Origin of the sequence: Flavobacterium sp. CHNK8 (genome assembly GCF_019774515.1) — a bacterium.
In the GTDB taxonomy this organism is placed as follows: domain Bacteria; phylum Bacteroidota; class Bacteroidia; order Flavobacteriales; family Flavobacteriaceae; genus Flavobacterium; species Flavobacterium tiangeerense.
This window is the reverse complement of sequence record NZ_CP081492.1, coordinates 1358977-1378545: the sequence shown is the minus strand read 5'-3', so window position 1 is coordinate 1378545 and position 19569 is coordinate 1358977. Positions and strand designations below refer to the sequence as shown.

The 19569-nt window shown below is 33.3% G+C and carries 14 protein-coding genes and 1 other RNA gene; 6 read left to right on the top strand and 9 right to left on the bottom strand.

The features are described from left to right. Positions 1–61: 61 nt before the first annotated feature. From K5V07_RS05890 to K5V07_RS05875, 4 genes are all read right to left on the bottom strand, one after another. On the bottom strand, positions 62–2131 hold the full coding sequence (locus K5V07_RS05890; RefSeq protein ID WP_221916751.1) for a beta-N-acetylhexosaminidase: 2070 nt from the start codon (positions 2129–2131) through the stop codon (positions 62–64). Positions 2132–2229: 98 nt separating this feature from the next. After that, on the bottom strand, positions 2230–4167 hold the full coding sequence (gene nagB / locus K5V07_RS05885; RefSeq protein WP_221916750.1) for a glucosamine-6-phosphate deaminase: 1938 nt from the start codon (positions 4165–4167) through the stop codon (positions 2230–2232). Positions 4168–4506: 339 nt separating this feature from the next. Further along, positions 4507–6087: a RagB/SusD family nutrient uptake outer membrane protein gene (locus tag K5V07_RS05880; protein ID WP_221916749.1), complete on the bottom strand. Its 1581-nt coding sequence runs from the start codon at positions 6085–6087 to the stop codon at positions 4507–4509. Between the two features lie 10 nt (positions 6088–6097). Next, a complete protein-coding gene (locus K5V07_RS05875) occupies positions 6098–9124 on the bottom strand; it encodes a SusC/RagA family TonB-linked outer membrane protein (RefSeq protein WP_221916748.1) in 3027 nt (1008 codons plus the stop codon). 278 nt (positions 9125–9402) lie between these two features. On the opposite strand from K5V07_RS05875, the gene K5V07_RS05870 reads away from it, so the two are divergent. From K5V07_RS05870 to K5V07_RS05860, 3 genes are all read left to right on the top strand, one after another. After that, positions 9403–10455 (top strand): sensor histidine kinase, encoded by a 1053-nt coding sequence (locus K5V07_RS05870; protein ID WP_221916747.1) that lies wholly within the window; start codon positions 9403–9405, stop codon positions 10453–10455. Next, on the top strand, positions 10445–11152 hold the full coding sequence (locus K5V07_RS05865) for a LytTR family DNA-binding domain-containing protein (RefSeq protein WP_221916746.1): 708 nt from the start codon (positions 10445–10447) through the stop codon (positions 11150–11152). Before K5V07_RS05870 ends, K5V07_RS05865 begins: the two co-directional genes overlap by 11 nt. Before the next feature lie 168 nt (positions 11153–11320). After that, positions 11321–12760 carry an MFS transporter gene (locus K5V07_RS05860; protein WP_221916745.1) on the top strand — a complete coding sequence of 480 codons (1440 nt, stop codon included), beginning with the start codon at positions 11321–11323 and terminating at the stop codon, positions 12758–12760. Positions 12761–12991: 231 nt separating this feature from the next. Here K5V07_RS05860 and fsa read toward each other — a convergent pair whose 3' ends face one another. From fsa to ffs, 4 genes are all read right to left on the bottom strand, one after another. Then, positions 12992–13648, bottom strand: a complete 657-nt coding sequence (gene fsa / locus K5V07_RS05855; RefSeq protein WP_144892153.1) for a fructose-6-phosphate aldolase — start codon at positions 13646–13648, stop codon at positions 12992–12994. Between the two features lie 152 nt (positions 13649–13800). Beyond that, positions 13801–14001: a hypothetical protein gene (locus tag K5V07_RS05850; RefSeq protein ID WP_221916744.1), complete on the bottom strand. Its 201-nt coding sequence runs from the start codon at positions 13999–14001 to the stop codon at positions 13801–13803. 3 nt (positions 14002–14004) lie between these two features. Further along, the gene (locus K5V07_RS05845) at positions 14005–14808 is read right to left on the bottom strand and encodes an SDR family oxidoreductase (RefSeq protein WP_221916743.1); all 804 of its coding nucleotides are present in this window, start codon (positions 14806–14808) and stop codon (positions 14005–14007) included. 81 nt (positions 14809–14889) lie between these two features. Beyond that, an RNA gene (gene ffs, locus K5V07_RS05840) (signal recognition particle sRNA small type) lies at positions 14890–14987 on the bottom strand. An 87-nt stretch (positions 14988–15074) separates the two neighbouring features. Between ffs and K5V07_RS05835 the strand changes: the two genes are divergently transcribed. Both K5V07_RS05835 and hutI read left to right on the top strand, forming a co-directional pair. After that, the gene (locus tag K5V07_RS05835; protein WP_221916742.1) at positions 15075–16148 is read left to right on the top strand and encodes a glutaminyl-peptide cyclotransferase; all 1074 of its coding nucleotides are present in this window, start codon (positions 15075–15077) and stop codon (positions 16146–16148) included. Between the two features lie 11 nt (positions 16149–16159). Further along, the gene (hutI, locus tag K5V07_RS05830; RefSeq protein WP_221916741.1) at positions 16160–17398 is read left to right on the top strand and encodes an imidazolonepropionase; all 1239 of its coding nucleotides are present in this window, start codon (positions 16160–16162) and stop codon (positions 17396–17398) included. Positions 17399–17446: 48 nt separating this feature from the next. Here hutI and K5V07_RS05825 read toward each other — a convergent pair whose 3' ends face one another. Beyond that, complete coding sequence (locus K5V07_RS05825) at positions 17447–18331, bottom strand: hypothetical protein (protein WP_221916740.1); 885 nt, start codon at positions 18329–18331, stop codon at positions 17447–17449. A gap of 99 nt (positions 18332–18430) precedes the next feature. Between K5V07_RS05825 and K5V07_RS05820 the strand changes: the two genes are divergently transcribed. Continuing rightward, positions 18431–19477: a formimidoylglutamase gene (locus tag K5V07_RS05820; protein WP_221916739.1), complete on the top strand. Its 1047-nt coding sequence runs from the start codon at positions 18431–18433 to the stop codon at positions 19475–19477. Positions 19478–19569 lie beyond the last annotated feature (92 nt).

Here is a 19569-nt window from a genome sequence, read left to right as displayed (position 1 = left end):
ACCAATTCAAAAATCAATAAAACTAAATAAACTAAACATATTAATAATTGAACAAAAAAAATTATTCTACCAAGTTCTTTAAACCTGTAAAAACAGCAAGTTCTACATCTGCATGGGCCTTAGAGTTGCATTTTTCTAGTAACTCTTTTGCTAGAGACGTATTATAATTGGGTTTCTTTTGTAACTTAAAAAGTAATTGCTCTGACAAATCATGTAATGCTTTTGACAAAGGTAAAAGAGGTTGGACCAATGGCGCATTTTGACTTAAATTGTCTAATTCTTTATGATTTTGTATCCATTTATTCAAAAACAAGTCAATCTCTTTTTCTAATGATACCTCTTTACTTTTTAAATAATCTGCTACTAATTCATTAAAAACTAAAGCATCTTCAGCATCTGGCGCACATGCATCAGCAAACAAAGTAAAGGGAGAATACATTTGATATTCAGTACCGCCCGCATTTCGGGAATAAATTTTCAGAGGCTCGCAAATTGCTGAAAATGTTTGTAAAGCAGTAGTATTTTGATTGTTACTGATATTTCTCAACAATACCTCTTTATTTCGAATATGCGTAATTCCTAATTCTTCCAATCGAAAAGAAATGTTTTTCAATCTTTTTCGCATACTTGCCAAATCAGTTACATTGGCGTCAGACCAAAGCCTTTCGGCAATAGCAGCGGTTCTAGGCCAAATTCTTGAATCGATGGTTTCAGGTGTAGCCAATTCACTCCACATTGTAGCTTCACCACCTAGAATTCTAGCTTTTTCTTCTGACGATAGTGTATTGTTTTTAGGCATTGGATCATTCAAATAATGACTTTCAACGCCTTGAACTAAATCTACATAAAAACCATTAGACAATACTGTTTTATAACCATTAGAAGCAGCAGCAATAAGAGAACTACCAGCAGCTACTCCTTCATTAGGCCCTTTCCAGGAATGAATTATGGCTTCTTTTGACATGTTTTTGGTCATAATTTCTTCCCATCCCATCAATTCTTTTTGATGCTTTTTTAACATCGGAATTAACTTCATCGTAAAATAAGTTTGTAACTCATGATTGTTGGTTAGCTTATTTTTCTTCATGAATTCCTGAATTTTAGGATTCGAATCCCAATCTTTACCTTCGTTTTCATCGCCTCCAATGTGGAAATATTTCCCTGGAAATAACGGACAAACCTCATCAAAAATTTCACTCAACAATTGATACGTCTTTGGATTAGAAGGGTCTAAAGTTGGCGTAAAAATTCCTGCATTTCTTTCTAACGAATAGGTTACTAATCCTGATGCTTTCTGGGTTGTTTCAGCAGACCCTTTATTTACAGTTATTACTTTACTTCCAATTTCTGGAAAGGCAGTCAAAATAGCTGAGGCATGTCCAGGCACGTCAATTTCAGGTACAACTAAAATTCCTCTGGCGGCAGCATATTTCACGATACCTTTAATTTCTTCTTGAGTATAAAAAAGACCATCAGAAGCTTTATCGGTTAAGACTTTATGTTTCTTCATTTCAATCCTCCAACCTTGATCGTCAACCAAATGCCAGTGAAAAACATTCATTTTCATAGCAGCCATAGCATCTAAGTTTCTTTTAATCACATCAACAGGTTGAAAATGCCTAGCAACATCAATCATTAATCCACGCCAAGTAAAACGGGGCATATCTGTTATAGATACATTTGGAAAATAGAAAGAAGTTGCATCGTTTTGAAGCAACTGCAAAAGAGTTTCCAATGCATGCATCGCACCTAAATCTGAGGAAGCGTTGATCACAATAGCATTCGATTGAACTGTCAATTGATAACTTTCATCTTCATATAGACCAATTTTCCCTGCTTTTGTGCAATTAATGTGCAATTGTGCATCTGGAAATTCATTTGTTGAAGTCACAAAACCTTGCTTAAAAAACAAGCCCGTTCTACCATCTAATCGTCTTAAAAAATTAGAAACCGCTCCAAAGATTCTTTCATTAGGTTGCCCTGTAACATTAACTTTAAAAGTAGGTTTTAAATCAAAATTTCCTGACTTAAGTTCTACTTTTTGAGGCCAAGGCATTAAATTTAAAGACTCTTTAGCAACTTGAGCAGTTGCTGATAATGTTATAAAAAACAGTATAAAAAGGTATTTCATGAGAGGTTTTGGTATATAAATATCTTACGTCAGGTTTATAATCCTGATTTTTGAGAAGAACCATTCGTCTAAATAATCAACCGAATGGATTTTAATTCTTAATAATCAAATCTTTTAAAAGCTTCAATAGCTTCATATTCTGCCAATCCTAATTCATCGTATAATTTAGCAGTATTTTTATTTCGATCTTCGGCACGTACCCAAAATTCTCTCGAGTCATTACCTTGAAACATCACACGATCCTTTTGAGATTGGTGGAATAAAATGGCTTGTCGTTTCAATAATACTTCATCTGGACTCAACGGTACAGCCATATCAATTTCATGTAAATCCCATTCATGCCAAGCGCCTCTATATAACCACAACCAACAATCTTTCATGTAAGGTTTAGCTTTTAATTGTTTTAAAGCTGCAAAAATGGCATTCAAACATACTTCGTGAGTACCGTGTGGATCAGCTAAATCTCCCGCTGCAAAAACTTGATGCGGTTTAATTTTAGCAATAATATCAGCCACAATTTCAATATCTTCTGTTCCAAGCGGGTTTTTCTTTATCTGACCTGTTTCGTAAAAAGGTAAATCTAAAAAGTGGACATTTTCATCTTTCAATCCAATGTAACGCACTGCTGCATAAGATTCTCTTCTTCTAATTAACCCTTTTAATTTTCTAACTTCTAGAGAATCAACTTGATTGTCGTTCTTATTTTTTAAGAAATCGATTACGGCTTGAAAATTAATTTTACTACTATCTTCTCCTACAAAATCATTACATACTTCAGCAAATTTTAAAGCTTCATCATCTGTTACAGCAATGTTTCCAGAAGTTTGATACACTACATGAACCTCATGTCCTTGCTTGATTAATTTTGCAAAAGTTCCTCCCATAGAAATCACATCATCATCTGGATGAGGACTAAATAGAATCACTCTCTTTTTAGCAGGATTAGCTCTTTCTGGTCGGTGTGCATCATCGGCATTAGGTTTTCCTCCAGGCCAACCCGTAATGGTATGTTGCAACACATTGAACATATTAATATTCAAATCATAAGCAGAACCTTCTTGAGCTAACAAGTCAGACATACCGTTGTTATTGTAATCTCTATCGGTAAGTTTTAATATAGACTGATTTGTTTTTTGACACAACCAAACTATTGCTTTGCTTTTTAATTCTTGGTTCCAAATGCACTCCCCTACTAACCATGGTGTTTCAAAACGAGTTAGAGACGAAGCCGCTGATTGATCCAAAACAAATGTAGCGTTTGGATGATTTTGCAAAAAAGTAGCGGGTACTTCAGAGCTAATCTCACCTTGAATCGTTCTTTTGATGATATCAGCTTTATTTTGTCCCCAAGCCATCAAAACAATTCGTTTAGAACGCATAATGGTAGAAACTCCCATTGTAATGGCGCGTTTGGGTACATTATTAATTCCATTAAAATCAGAAGAAGCATCTACTCTCGTAATATGATCTAAAGTAATGATTCGAGTACCTGAATTGATGTGTGATCCTGGCTCATTAAATCCTACGTGTCCCGTACGACCTATTCCTAATAATTGAAAATCAAGGCCTCCTGCATTTTTAATGTTCATTTCATAATCAATACAATATTGATTCAATTCTTCAATAGCCACTGTTCCGTCAGGAATATGAACATTATCAGGATGAATGTCTATATGATTAAATAAATGCTGATGCATAAAATAATGATAGCTCTGCTTGCTTTCTTTATTCATTGGATAATATTCATCCAAATTGAATGTAATCACATTTTTAAAGCTTAAGCCTTCTTCTTTATGCATACGAACCAACTCTTCGTATACTTTTATTGGAGAAGAACCAGTAGCCAGACCTAAAACACAATTCTTATTTTCTTCTTGTTTGGATCGAATTAAAGTAGCAATTTCTTCAGCAACAATTTTTGAAGCCTCTACTGAGTTTTTAAAAATTTCATTGTGAATTTTTTCAAATCGAGTTTCTTCAAATTTACCAGCACTTTTGTAACTAATATCCGGTTTTATGTCTAAAGTATTTTTCATTGTATTGTAATTTTAAATTCTTGCTAATTTTATTTTTCTCTTTATAATTCCTTTGTTTTCAAAACAATATTTGATTTTTATATTATTTACATTTAAATAATTAATGACAATTAATGTATTAAAAAAATGAAATCTTTTTTTTACTTTATTTCAAATTTAGGAGTATTACTTGGAGCAAAAAAATAAAAAAAACAAACGGTCAGAGTTTGTATACCAACGACATTGTTTAACCAATAAAGCGTTATTTAGTCAATAAATTTAGCTATTAGTCCTTAGTAATTATTCCTTAGCATAAAGCCAAAAACAAATCACTAAGGACTATTAACTATATACTAGAAACTAGAAGTTAGATCCAGTAGTATCCCACCACAATCTTGTTCCTCCATTATCTGGTCCACCTAGTTTAGCTAAACCAGTAGCTACACCACCTGGATTCCCATCTTTTTCAGATTGAACGAAGTTCACTCTACGAACACCTAGAGCAGAAGATATTTTACCACCACTAGTATTTTTAAGTACTGGAAGTAATTTAGGATATCCAGTTCTTCTGTATTCTGACCATGCTTCTTGTCCTTCTGGGAAACCTGCAATCCATTTTTGAGTTATAATTTTTTGCAATTTCACTTCATTAGTGGCGGCTGCATCCCAAGCAACAGTTACAGTATTTAGTGCAGCTCCATTATTTACTGGAAAATTTGGATCTACATAATCTTTGGCTGTTTTAGCATTATCAGCGATGTAAGCAGCTACACCAGAAACTCCGTGTTGAGCAAAAGAGTTTGTGATTCCTAATTCATACAAACTTTGAGCTGTTCCACCCATATTCCATCCTCTTAATGCTCCTTCAGCTCTTAACAAATAAACTTCGGCAGTTGTCATTAATACAATTTCTTTAGAATTAACTATTGGTCCAATTTCAGAAAAATCTACGTGATCAGCTTTAGCAGCTATCTCAATACCTGTTCTAACACCTTTGTATTGCCCCGGAAACTGCGCAGATGTTTTGAAAAACACAGGAAGTCTTGGATCTTGATATCCTCCCATAATTGACTCCATATCTGCTGACATTCTGACGTCACCCCAAGCAGCACTAATGGTAGCTATTGGGTTGTTGAAATTTGGAGAAACAATTTTAAATAAATCATCATTTGTAGTCATCACTCCAAATTTTTGAGCAATGGCTTTTTCAGCTTCAGCTTTAGCTAAAGTTGGATTTTTCTTTACAATACGCATGGCTAAACGCAAACGCAAAGAGTTTGCAAATTTTACCCATTTCTTGTAATCACCTTTATATCCTGATAGATCTGTAGTTGTAAAAGTTGAGGGTTCTGCTGCATCTACTCTTTTTGTCAAATCAGTAACTGCAAAATCCAATTCTTTGAACATCAAATTGTATACTTCTTCCTGTGAGTCATATCCAATTGTTTTATCAGTAGTTCCAAATTTTGAATAAACTATTGGTCCATAGGTATCTGTAACTCTATGCATTCCTTCCACTTTCAAAATCAAAGCTAAAGCATAAAATTGATCGTATTTCCCTTTGGCTTTTTGTTCAACAGAATAGGCATTATACATTACATCACCATAAGCAGCTCCCCATGCAAAACCATTCCATCCATCAACTAAATCATAAGTAGTATTATTGGTTCCTCCTCTAAAAGCAGTACCTGTAGCCATATAACCAGACCAAATATCACCTTGAAGCCCTTGTTGCACTTGGTATTTCCATTCTGGAGTCAAGACAATAATGTTATTAAACATAGGAGCAAAAGCACCTTTGATATTATTAAAATCTTGTTCATATTGCGCCTCAGAAATACCCGTTGGATTGGTATTAATATCTTCAAAATTGTTTGTACAACTTACTGCTGCGAGTAAGGAAACACAAATAGCTGTTTTTTTAATTGTATTTAATTTCATGTTTTTTTAATTAGAAAGTTACGTTTAAGTTAAGACCGATACTTCTTGTAGATGGCATTCCATAAACATCTATCCCTTGTAAGCCTTCACCAGTACTTAATGAAATGTTTGGGTCAAAAGGAGCATCTTTGTAGATAAATCCTAAGTTTCTAGCAATTAAAGACAAGCTTGCTGATTGTAAAAATGGTATTTTTTTAGTGTTGAATGTATATCCAACAGAAACCTCTCTTAAACTTACATTTGTAGCATCATATACATATTCTCCTGTTGCTCCAGCTCTACCACCAACTTGTTTATAATAACTTTCTGCAGGATATTTACCTGAATAAGCATTTCCGTTTGGATAAACTGCATTAATAGCTACACCTCCTGTATTTCTTGCATCACCAGTTGCTTTCGAAACACCAAACTCATCGTTTGTAGCTTCTGTCAAGCTCATTACTTCTCCACCAAATCTTGCATCAACTAATACATTCGCAAAAAACGAACCTACTTTGAATGAGTTAGAAAAACCTAACATAAAATCTGGATTAGAGTTTCCTACTTCTTCAAATTCTGTTTTTTGAATAGTTCCGTCAGCATTCAATAATACTTTACCTTGTGCATCTCTCTTAATATTTACTCCTTCAATAACACCAAATGGTTTACCTTGCTGTAATACATATCTGTAGTTATTTACTCCAGCTTCTGTCAAGATTACTTTTCCTCCTAATTCTGCTGGAATTTCTTCTACTTTATTTATATTTTTAGAATAATTTACTGTTGCATCCCAAGAGAATTTATTTCCTTTAATAATTTTACCGGTTACTACAGCTTCAAAACCTTTGTTAGAAATACTTCCTGCATTAATTCCGTAATATTTAACTCCTAATGGATTTGTTGGTGGCGCTAAAACTTGTAAATATTGGTGTTTAGTGTTTGAATTATAGTAAGACAATTCAAATCCTAAACGGTTGTCAAACATTCTCCATTCTGTACCGATTTCAATCTCAGATTTTAACTCAGGACGCAAAGAAGTTCCTGGTTGTGGAGCAACTGTAGCTGGCTTATTACCTTCAATTGTAAAACCATACGTTGGAGAAGTTACGAATGGAAAAATATCATTACCTACTTGAGCATAAGTAGCACGCACTTTACCGTAATTTACAAATTCTGGCATTTTTACCATTTCACTAAGAATGGCTGTTACCCCAACAGATGGGTAGAAAAATCCTGTGTTGTCAGTATTAACCAATGTAGAAGACCAGTCATTTCTTGCTGCCAAGTCTAAGAATAACATCTCTTTGTATCCAAAAGTTGTTGCTGCAAAAACTGATTGAACTTCTTTTCTTGAATCAACAGTTTGTAAGTTTAATGCGTTATTTACAAAATTACCCAAAGTAAACCAGTTCGCAATTTGCAAACCTCCACCAATTCCAGAATCTAATGTTGTTCTTTTATTAGCCAAAGTATTCGTGATACTTGAACCGATATTAGCATTAAAACTAAAATCATCATTAAATTTAGTATTAATCGTAGCGATTAAATCAGCATAACGTTGAGTACTCAAGTTATTGATGTCAATATATCTACCATTTATATGAGATAATGTACCTTGAGTAGTAGCAAAAACTTCTTTTGTAAATCCACTTTCAACTCTATTATAACTATATCTAGTGGCAATAGATAACCAATCTGTTGCTTTATAATCTAAAGCTAAGTTTCCATTAAAAAATTGATTCGTATCTTCAGATTTGTTTCTGTTGATTCCCCAAAAAGGATTTTGCATAATATCTCTATTAGTCATCCAATTTTGAACATTCATATTTCTAGTAGGGTTAAAAACTTCGAAATTCTTTTTATATTCGTTAAAGTCATTCCCTCTTGGCATTAAATATACACCCGTCAATGGGTTAAAGTACAAACCATTTACTGGTCTATTATTTACAGTACGTGTAGTATAATTTGCATTTGCAGCAACAGTTAATTTATCCGATAATTTACCTGATTGACGGAAACCAAAATTATTTTGTTTCAAACCATTTCCAGGAATAATCCCAGATCCTGTTGTATTTGCATAAGATAATGAAGTAGATGCCACATCAGAAGCTGTTGTGAAATTAACTGAAGAAATTTGAGTACTTCCAGTTTCAAAAAAATCTTTTACGTGATCATTTACTTTTTGCTTTGCTCCCCAAGTTTCTTCACCACCTGCAACCGCAACATAATCATTTTGGAATTTTGGTAAGTAAGCAGCTGATTCAAATGTGGATACAGAAGAAGCTTTTAATTGAGCTTTACCTTGTTTTGCTTTTTTAGAAGACAATAATACTACGCCATTTGCCCCTTGCGAACCATATAAAACCGATGCTGCTGCACCTTTCAAAACAGTCATTCCTTCATAATCATCTGGATTAATCAAAGAAACTACATCTCCTCCATCACGGTTTCCACCAGCTGTATCCCCAAAAGCATTGTTTGGTTGTCCTGCTGATCCATTATATAAAGGAATACCATCTATAACATATAATGGCTGGTTATTGCTTACAGAAGAATTACCACGAATAACTACTTTAGTAGATCCTCCAGTACCCCCAGAACTTCTTGTTACAGCAACACCTGCAATTTTACCTGCTATAGTATTAATAATGTTCGCGTCTTTTACTCTTGTTAACTCTTCACCTTTTAACTCTTGAGCAGCATAAGTAAGAGATTTTCTTGTTTTCTTAATCCCTAATGAAGTTACTACAACTTCGGTTAATGCTGTTGTAGCACCACTGTTTAATATTATTTTAATAGTATCTGCATCACCAACTACTACCGATTTCGTTTCATATCCTAAATAAGATACTACTAAAGTTTTACCCACACTTACTTGGATAGCAAAATTACCATCAAAATCAGTGGTTGCTCCTTTTGATTCTCCCTGTACTTGAACATTTGCAGAAGGAATTGGCATACCGCTGGCATCAGTTACCGTTCCTTTGAGCGTTTTTACTTGCGCAAATGAAAGTTGCGAAGCAAAAATAATCATAACGATTAATAAAATTTGTTTCATTTTTTTTAATGTATTAGTTAGTTATAATATAAAATTATCTTTAAGATTTTGTTAAAAAAAATAAATTATACCAACAGTATCGTTTTTTAAACGAACGACATCTTTTGTTCAATAATATGTTACACGAAAACGTTTTCTAATTTTCATTACATTTATATATTAATAATTAAACTATTTTTTTCTTTAAAAAGTCCCGTTTTTATTGACAAAATGATTAAAGTTGCAAAATCAAATACAAGAATCACTTGTAAACTTATTTCCTAATAGGCTCCAAAACCATGGATAAAATAAAAGATATGCAATTTGAAATCAAATTTCAAAATCATTTTTGGTTTTGGGGATTGTATTTTTTATTGAATTTTTTAAGATGGGGTGCCTACTTCAATGATTATGAATATTCATTTAAGTCAAATCTTATCGAATTCGCATTACACATACCTTTAGTCTATTTTAATTTATTTGTTTTAGTACCCAGATTTGTTTTAAGATCAAAATACCTTCATTATACATTTGCACTACTAACTAGTTTAGGATGCATTTATATTTTAAAAACGGGATTAACCTATTACATTATTTCAAAAAACATTTGGCCAGAAGCCAATAGAGACTATCAGCCTTTCGAAATCAATCATATTCTTGCTGTTTGTATTGGAGAATTATATGTTTTAGCAATGGCATCCTCTATCTACCTGACATTAACTTGGCTAAAAGAAAGAGAAAACAATAGAACTCTTAGAGAGAATCAATATAAAATAAAGCTTGAATACTTAAAAACACAAATTCAACCCCATTTTTTCTTTAACACCTTAAATAATCTTTATGCGCTTTCCTTAGAAGATTCGAAAAAAGTGCCTGATGTAATTATAAAACTTTCCAATTTGATGGAATATGTTCTTTATGATATTGAAGGAGCCAAGTTTACTCCATTACTAAAGGAATTCGACTATATACAGAATTACATTGAAATTGAAAAATTACGATTTGAAAATGTAAATGTCTTCATTAATCTAGAATCTAATTTTGACAATATAAATGTTCCTCCTTTATTATTAATCTCATTGATAGAAAATGCGTTCAAACATGGCGGAATAAATAATAAGGACTTAACCATAAAGATTAACTGCAAAATCATCAACAATAAAACACTCGATTTTGAAATAATAAATAATTTTGTACTTTCACAAAATGAAAACTCTAAAAATGGAATTGGTCTATCTAATACTAAAGAACGATTAAAATTACTATTTAAAAACAATTATCAGTTAAACCATCAAATCAAGTTTAATTACTATATAATTCGTTTACAAATACCTATAAACAATGAAGATTAAGTGCGTATTGATTGATGATGAACCATTGGCTATTAAAGTATTAATCAACTATTTCCAAAACTTTCCAGAATTTGAAGTTATAGCAACTTTTAATAATTCAATTGAAGCCTTAGATTTTTTAAATAACAACACAACAGATGCACTATTTTTAGATATAAATATGCCTCTCATGTCTGGTTTTGAGTTGATCCAATTGTATAAAAATAATTCGAATACCAAGATTATTATCACCACCGCCTTCCGAGAATTTGCCGCCGAAAGTTATGATTTGGATGTTTTAGATTATTTAGTTAAACCTATCCCGCTGCCTCGATTTATAAAATGTACATCAAAAATAACTGGTGAATTTCAAAACCGATTAGCTACAAAACAAGAGAATCATCGTGTAGATCCGTATATTTTTATCAAAGTAGATAAAAAAATGGTAAAAATTAATATTGATGAAATTCTATTCATTGAAGGAATGAAAGAATACATCAAAGTAGTTACCGCCGAAAAAACCTATATTACACATAAATCACTTTCTTCTTTAACCGAGGAGCTTCCAGAAGAACGCTTCATTCGTATTCATAAATCTTACTCCATCGCTTTGGATAAAGTAAAAACAATTGAAGGGAATAGAATACAAATAGCTTCCTATACCATACCTATAGGCAGAAATTATAGTAAAGAAGTGAAAAGTAAAATTTTAGATTAACTCCCTTAACTTTCCATATTAAAAAAAAGTCTTTTGTTGAATAAAACTGGTTGTTGGTTTAAAACTAACGAAATTTATTAGAAATAATTTTTTTTTATGTTGGTTAAGAAATACATTTACCCTATTGCAGCAAGAATTATTTTACTAACCTATTAATTAAACTAAATCATGAATTCTGAAAATTCAAAAACCAATTGGGGGCAATTTATTCCTCTAGTAACCGTCTTCTTCTTTTGGGGATTTGTCGCTGCAAGTAATGACATTTTAATCCCAGTTTTTAAAACCGCATTTAATCTTTCTCAAGGCGAAAGTCAATTAGTAGCTTTTGCATTTTACATTGCATACACTGTTGGATCTTTAATATATATGGGGGTTTCAGTTGTACTTAAAGAAGATTTAGTGAATAAAATTGGCTATAAAAATGGTCTTTCATTGGGACTATTAATCTCAGCTTTAGGAACACTTCTATTTTATCCAGCTGCTAATACTGGATCATTTACTTTAATGCTTGCTGGGCTTTTCATTGTAGGTTTAGGCTTTTCTTTACAGCAAACTGTTGCTAACCCACTTGCAATTGCCTTAGGCCCAATATCTACAGGTTCTCAGCGCCTAACATTAGCTGGAGGAATTAACAATTTTGGAACTACTATTGGTCCACTTATCGTTAGTTTTGCCATTTTTGGATCAAGTGCAAATGCCAATACAAGTGCAAGTATAGAAAGCGTAAAAATTCCTTATTTGGTTTTAGGTGTTGCATTTTTACTTGTTGCTATCCTTTTAAAATTTTCTTCTTTGCCAGACAAACCAGCTTTAGTTGAAGAAACAGAAGTTCACGATGGAGTTCCTGCAAAAAAATCGGCTTTGCAATACCCTCAATTAGTAATGGGTATGATTGCAATTTTCTTGTATGTTGGTGTTGAAGTTTCTACTGCTAGTAATTTACCTGCTTACATGGAAAGTAAATTAGGATTCCTGACAAAAGATGTAGCTCCCTATATCTCATTATATTGGGCTAGTTTAATGATTGGTCGTTGGACTGGAGCAGTCGAAGCGTTTACAAATGATATGAGTCTGCAAAAAATATTACGATTCATTGCTCCTTATTTAGCTTTTGGTGTGTTTTTAGGGGTTAATGCTATTGCAAATCATGACTTAACTCCATTTTATGTTTATGGGTTAGTGATTTTAGTTCTAATTGCTGCTGATATGGCTAGTAAAGGAAATCCAGCCCGAATGTTATTAATATTTTCAACGTTAGGAATTATTGCCACAGCAATAGGAATGACAACTAGCGGAATGATAAGTGTTTACGCATTCACGAGTGTTGGATTATTTTGTAGTACGTTATGGCCTTGTATTTTTACCCTAGCGGTAAGTGGACTTGGAAAAAACACTAGTCAAGGAAGTAGTTTCTTGATTATGATGATTATGGGTGGTGGTTTCATAAGCGTTTTACAAGGAAAAATTGCTGAAGGAATAGGAATCCAACAAAGTTATATCATTGGAATTTTATGCTTTGCTTATCTAGCTTTTTATGCTTGGAAAGTAAGTGGAATTTTAAGAGCTCAAGGTATTGATTTTGATAAAAAAGTTTCTGGAGGACATTAAGTCGTATTTCAAATAATATAAAAATCCCATTCTATGTTTATTAGAATGGGATTTTTTATTTAAACTCAAGTCGCTGAGAATGTCAATATAAAATTCATTTGATAGTTTCAAATTGTACATTTTCAGTCACTTTTGAATAAAACAAAAAACTCCCTTTTGCAGCAAAGCATAAAGGGAGTTTTCATTACTATAAAATCTTAAACCAAAAATAGTTCGTTTACGATCTCAAATCTATTTGTTTCCTTTCTCGAAATCAGCCACAAATTGCGCTAATCCAATATCAGTCAATGGGTGTTTCAATAAACCATGAATAGCAGATAAAGGACCTGTCATAACATCAGCACCAATTTTTGCACAATTTACAATGTGCATTGTATGACGTACAGAAGCAGCTAGAATTTGTGTTTCATACCCGTAGTTATCATAAATTAATCTGATTTCTTCAATCAAAGCCAAACCGTCTGTAGATACATCATCTAAACGCCCAATGAATGGAGAAACATAAGTAGCACCCGCTTTTGCAGCCAATAATGCTTGACCTGCAGAGAATACTAAAGTTACGTTAGTCTTAATTCCTTTATCCGAAAAATATTTAGCAGCCATTACACCCTCTTTTGTCATTGGCAATTTTACCACAATTTGATCGTGTAAATCAGCTAATTCCTCACCTTCCTTTACCATTCCTTCGTAATCCAAAGCATTAACTTCGGCACTCACATCACCATCAACTAGATTACAAATATCAACGTAATGCTTTAAAATATTGTTTTTTCCTGTAATACCCTCTTTAGCCATTAAGGAAGGATTAGTTGTTACGCCATCCAAAACGCCTAATGCTTGCGCCTCTTTAATCTGAGCTAAATTAGCCGTGTCAATAAAAAATTTCATAATTGTTTTATATTTAATTGTGTGTTTCTAATTCTTTGGGCGTGACCCAAGGGTCGGGCTTTTCGTTACAATCTTTTATTTTTTAAAGAAAAAATAAAAGGATTTCCACTGCAATCCCTCACGCAAATCCCGTGCAAAATTACAATTTATAACTACTTAAGAGAATTCTTTTTATTCAATTCTTTTAATTCATCTCTAATTTCTTCTAAAACAGAAAGTGATTCTTCTCGATAAAGCTCAGCATTATTAATTTTATCACTTAATGATTTAAGTATATAAAACACCGTAAAAAAGACACCCGCAATAACTAATACGCTAAAAATCAGTGGTAAAAACTCAGAAATAATACTCATAGACTAAAGTTTATAATGGTTCATCAATATTTTTTCATATACTTTATCAGGAAGAATTCTCTTTAAAACTACCGAGAATTTTTGAATAAAAGCCCCTATTTTATAATGAATTTTTGGATTGGGAGTTTGTATAATTTTATAAACCGCTTCGGCCATTTCATTTGGATTTCTTCCGCTATCCACGTGCTCGTCCATTGTTTTCAACGTATTTCTATATGGAATTTCATAAGCTGATCCTGCTACTACAGGAGCGTGAAATCGTCCAGAGGCAATATTTGTAGCATAATCTCCTGGAGCTACATTTGTAATATGCACCCCAAAGGACTTAACCTCCATACGCAAAGACTCAGTAATTAATTCAAGAGCCCCTTTTGAAGCGGAGTAAATTCCTCTGTAAGGCAATCCCATGTAACCTGCTATAGATGTCACATTAATGATCAAACCTGCTTTTTGAGAACGCATCTGCGGCAACACAGCTTTCATGACTTCAATAGGACCAAAAAAATTAGTCTCGAAATTATTCTTCATTTCTTGCATCGGAATATCTTCCAATGGTCCCGTAATGCCTACACCAGCGTTATTAATCACAACATCCAATCTTCCGGAAGTTTCAATAACTTTGGCAACAGCCGCACGAATAGAATTAGCATCCCTTACATCTAAAGCTACTAATGGAAAAACTGAATCTACTATACGTTCTGGATTTCTACTAGTGCCATAAACAGCGAAACCTTTCTGCTGTAAAAACTCTCCAATAGACTTCCCTATTCCTGAAGAACCTCCTGTAATCAAAACTACCTTACTCATCAACTTTATTTTTACATTAGGATTGGTCAAAAATAAAAAAATCTTCCCTAAGGAAGACTACATTTACTAAAAAGAAATAAAAAATGGCAAGCGACCTACATCGCACCGCTCAACCACGTACCCTTGCTATGTTCCCATCCTGGGGGAGTCTGCAGGAGCTGGTCGTGTAGGACTTGCCGGTGCAAATATACAATCTTTTTATATTTTTGCAAGTGCTTTACTCATTAAAAATAACGTTGTATATTAGTGCAACAAAAAAAACGATTATGAAAAAATATAACTTGCTATCTGTCATTTTATTAGGAATAGCTCTTAACAGTTGCAACGAAACAAAAAAAGATCAAAATAGTTTATTTAGCATTGATAATTCTAAATTTAAACTACAATACACCACAAATGAATCACTAGATGTAAACATAGTAAACAGCAATACTAAAACAATTGACAGCATTGCGTTCTATGTTAACGATAAAAAAATAGCTTCCTCTAAAGGAAATTCTCCTTTTAAAATAGATTTTAAAGACCAAAAATTAGGATTCCAAAACGTAAAGGCCATAGTGTTTTTCGAAGGGCAAAACTCAGAAGCTACCACAAGCGTTGAATTAGTGTCTGATATCCAACCAAAATTATTAAAATACACCGTAGTAAACACCTATCCGCACGACACTGCTGCCTACACTCAAGGATTAGAATTTTATAGGGATACGCTGTATGAAGGAACCGGAAATGGTTCAGGCCCATCAGGAAAAAGAGGAATCTCCAGCTTAAGAAAAACAAATTATAAAACTGGAGAAGTGTATAAAAAAGTAGAATTGGCTGATCAATATTTTGGCGAAGGAATTACAATTCTTAACAACAAAGTATATCAATTAACATGGCAAAACAATGAAGGATACGTGTACAACGCGGATACTTTCAAAAAAGAAAAAACAATGCCCTATTATAAAAATATGGAAGGTTGGGGACTAGTTAATGACGGTACCCATTTATACATGACTGATAGCTCAGAGACCATTCACATACTAAATCCAGAAACTTTTAAACCTATTGACCAAATTCATGTGTACTCTTTAAATTCTAAAGTAGAAGGCGTTAACGAACTAGAGTGGATCAATGGTAAAATCTACGGAAATGTGTATCAAAAAGATGCTATCGCTGTGATCAACCCAAAAAACGGAGCGGTTGAAGCTATTATAAATCTTGCGGACTTAAAGAAAAAAATCACTCAATTACCTGACACGGATGTTTTAAACGGAATTGCTTACAACCCTAAAACAAAAACCATTTTTGTGACAGGGAAAAATTGGGACAAAATGTTCGAAATTAAAATCACTGAATAACTTCATTATAAATGACAACATTAATTGTTAATATTAAAGAGTTGCTTCAGGTTCGGGATTCTTCCGTTTTGAAAGTTTCTGGGGCTGATATGGCTGTTTTACCCACAATAAAAAATGCCTATCTTGTTATAGAAAACGGCCTGATATCTGATTTTGGCGCTATGGAAGAGTTGCCTCAAACAACACCTAATAAAACCATTGATGCAGCGGGAAAAATAGTTTTACCGTCTTGGTGTGACAGCCATACGCATATTGTGTATGCAGGAAACCGTGAACAAGAATTTGTTGACCGAATTAATGGCATGACATACGAAGAAATTGCAAATCGTGGTGGTGGAATCTTAAATTCGGCTAAAAAACTAAATGAAACCTCAGAAGAAGAACTCTATCAACAATCAAAAGGACGCCTTGAAGAAGTCATGCAATTAGGAACCGGAGCTGTTGAAATTAAATCAGGATACGGCTTAACCGTTGAAGGAGAATTAAAAATGCTTAGAGTTATTCAGCGATTAAAACAAAATTATCCTGTTACAATCAAAGCTACATTTCTAGGTGCACATGCTTTCCCATTAGAATACAAAGAAAATCACAAAGGCTACATTGACCTAATAATCAATGAAATGATTCCTACCATTGCAAAAAATAAACTGGCTGACTTCATTGATGTATTCTGTGAAACTGGTTATTTTACTGTTGAAGAGACCCAACAAATTATGGAAGCCGGAATTAAATTTGGCTTAAAGCCAAAGATACATGTCAATCAATTCAATTCTATAGGCGGAATCCAAGCGGGAACGCAATACAGGGCCCTTTCAGTTGATCATCTTGAAGTCATGACTCCTAATGATATTGAAGCTTTAAAAAATACTGACGTTATGCCCGTAGCATTACCGTCATGTTCGTATTTTTTGAGTATTCCGTACACACCTGCTCGCGAAATGATAAGTGCGGGACTACCGCTTGCTCTTGCTACAGATTTTAATCCAGGATCAACGCCATCTGGAAACATGAACTTTGTAGTTGCTACAGCCTGTATAAAAATGAAAATGACACCCGAAGAAGCTATCAACGCAGCCACAATAAACGGTGCATACGCCATGGATTTAGCTACCACGCATGGAAGCATTACAAGAGGCAAAGTCGCAAATTTAATTATTACAAAACCGGTTTCGTCCTATTATCAATTGCCATACGCTTTTGGGAGTAATCTTATAGAAACTGTTATAATTGCAGGAGAAATAATTTCATAAAAAAAGAGGAACCCTTGAGTTCCTCTTTCCTATTATATGGTTGATATTTTATTTTAAAGTAAAACTAGTTTTAGAAACCAATTGATCTTTATCAAAAATATTTACATAATAAGTTCCTTTTGGAAAATCTTTTCCTCTTACACTTTCAGTAACATCTACAGTTTTGTTTTCGTAATTAATATTTGAAATAAAACTGTAAGTCAAAGAATTATCTCCAAAGTTTTCTGTTTTCTTATCTCCAATAACGTTGTTTTTACTGTCAATTACTTGAACATAATATGCTTTAGTTCCTGACTGAGCAACTTGGTTCTCAGCAATTGTATAGCTTATTCTCAAAACATCAGCTCTACTTGCTTTATCTGTTGAGATTTCTTTACCAGAGCTTTTTAATTTGAATGCAGAACCTCTTGTATTTAACACTGTTAATTTAGCTGCTTTTTCAACCACTTTTGTCAATTCTTCGTTCTGGCCAGCAAGTGCCTCGTTGTACTTTTTTGACTCACCAAGAACCACCGCTGTACTATCACGCTGAGAAGTAAGAGTGGTATTTGCCTTTTTCAAAGACTCATTATCCGCCATCAATACTTTCATTTTACCTTGTAAAGCATTAAATTGAGTTTTGTATTTTGATAATGAAGCTACATCGCCTTTAGACTTACTTAAGTCTGTCATTAATGCTACAACTTTATCTCTCTCTAAAATAAGTTCGTCAGACATAGACGTATTCTCTGAGATGGCAGCATCGTAAGTCATTTTTAGTTCTTGTAAATCTTTCATTACCGACTCCTTTTCGGTTAATGTAGTATCTAACTCTGTTTTTACCACTTCAGCATCAGAAGTGATTTTAAAAATATATACTAAACTACCTACTAATAAAATAGCTAATATCGCTACAACCGCTTTAAGGCTTGAACTGCTTTTGGGATTTTCCATTTCGAATTTAATTTTTTGTTTACAAATTTAACATTATCTGCTCAAGTACTAACGTATGTTAATGCAATTATATTATTTTTGAGAAAAAAAATTTTTCTGATGGAAAAAATAATACCGTTCACAATAAAGGATCTTGCTAAAATTACGAACCACAGAAGTGGAGAGATAAAATTTGGTGAAAAAATGATCACTATCCCAAAAGATACTGACTCACTGGATTTTATAAAAAATTGCGAAGCTCGATATGTACTTTTTGGAATTCCTGAAGATATAGGTGTGCGAGCCAATTATGGCAGACCAGGAGCTGCTTCTGCTTGGGACAGCGCCATAGCTAGTATTGCTAATATTCAACACAATAGGTTTTGCAAAGGAAGTCAAATTGTAATTTTAGGACAACTAGACGTAGTACATTTGATGAAAGAGGTAGCAAACCTTGATTTTAATGACATTGATGACCGTTCTAAACTAAGTCAGTTAGTCACTAAAATAGATAAAGATGTTTCCCACATAATTTTTAGTATTGTAAAGTTAGGAAAAATCCCTATTGTAATTGGAGGCGGACATAATAATTCATACGGAAACATCAAAGGAACTGCTCTAGCAAAAGGCAAACCGATAAATGCCATTAACTTTGATGCGCACTCTGATTTTAGAATCCTAGAGGGAAGACATAGCGGAAACGGTTTTTCATATGCTTTTGAAGAAGGTTTTTTGAAAAAATATTTCGTCTTTGGATTACATGAAAATTACACCTCAAAAAATGTATTGGATACTATTAAAAAACTAGACGATAGAGTTCGGTATAACACCTATGATAGCATCAGCATCAGGAGAGAAAAAGATTTTACACAAGAAATGATGCATGCTTTAGAGTTCATTAATGACGAACCATTTGGTATCGAAATTGACTTAGATGCCATACCTAACATAGCTTGTAGTGCTATGACAATGAGCGGTTTCTCTGTAGAACAATTGCGACAGTTTATTTATTATTATGGAAAACGCCGTAATGCCGCTTACATTCACATTTGCGAAGGCGCACCAGATTTGGGTGAGGATAAAAACAATCATCTGATAGGTAAATTAATTGGGTATCTAGTAACTGATTTTATAAAAGCCAATGGTTCCTTGCTACCTAACATTTAATAAAGTAACCTTTATTTTATAGAAAAAAGCGACCAAAAATATAAATACTATCTTTGCCACGCTGTTTACTTTATAATTACAGCCCAATTAAT

Bases quoted from the DNA above. Each gene is read 5' to 3' on its own strand.
- hutI (WP_221916741.1), top strand. From the start codon at position 16,160: ATGACAACATTAATTGTTAATATTAAAGAGTTGCTTCAGGTTCGGGAT.
- K5V07_RS05875 (WP_221916748.1), bottom strand. From the start codon at position 9,124: ATGAAACAAATTTTATTAATCGTTATGATTATTTTTGCTTCGCAACTT.
- fsa (WP_144892153.1), bottom strand. From the start codon at position 13,648: ATGAAATTTTTTATTGACACGGCTAATTTAGCTCAGATTAAAGAGGCG.
- K5V07_RS05835 (WP_221916742.1), top strand. From the start codon at position 15,075: ATGAAAAAATATAACTTGCTATCTGTCATTTTATTAGGAATAGCTCTT.
- K5V07_RS05845 (WP_221916743.1), bottom strand. From the start codon at position 14,808: ATGAGTAAGGTAGTTTTGATTACAGGAGGTTCTTCAGGAATAGGGAAG.
- nagB (WP_221916750.1), bottom strand. From the start codon at position 4,167: ATGAAAAATACTTTAGACATAAAACCGGATATTAGTTACAAAAGTGCT.
- K5V07_RS05870 (WP_221916747.1), top strand. From the start codon at position 9,403: ATGGATAAAATAAAAGATATGCAATTTGAAATCAAATTTCAAAATCAT.
- K5V07_RS05860 (WP_221916745.1), top strand. From the start codon at position 11,321: ATGAATTCTGAAAATTCAAAAACCAATTGGGGGCAATTTATTCCTCTA.
- K5V07_RS05880 (WP_221916749.1), bottom strand. From the start codon at position 6,087: ATGAAATTAAATACAATTAAAAAAACAGCTATTTGTGTTTCCTTACTC.
- K5V07_RS05820 (WP_221916739.1), top strand. From the start codon at position 18,431: ATGGAAAAAATAATACCGTTCACAATAAAGGATCTTGCTAAAATTACG.
- K5V07_RS05825 (WP_221916740.1), bottom strand. From the start codon at position 18,331: ATGGAAAATCCCAAAAGCAGTTCAAGCCTTAAAGCGGTTGTAGCGATA.
- K5V07_RS05890 (WP_221916751.1), bottom strand. From the start codon at position 2,131: ATGAAATACCTTTTTATACTGTTTTTTATAACATTATCAGCAACTGCT.
- K5V07_RS05850 (WP_221916744.1), bottom strand. From the start codon at position 14,001: ATGAGTATTATTTCTGAGTTTTTACCACTGATTTTTAGCGTATTAGTT.
- K5V07_RS05865 (WP_221916746.1), top strand. From the start codon at position 10,445: ATGAAGATTAAGTGCGTATTGATTGATGATGAACCATTGGCTATTAAA.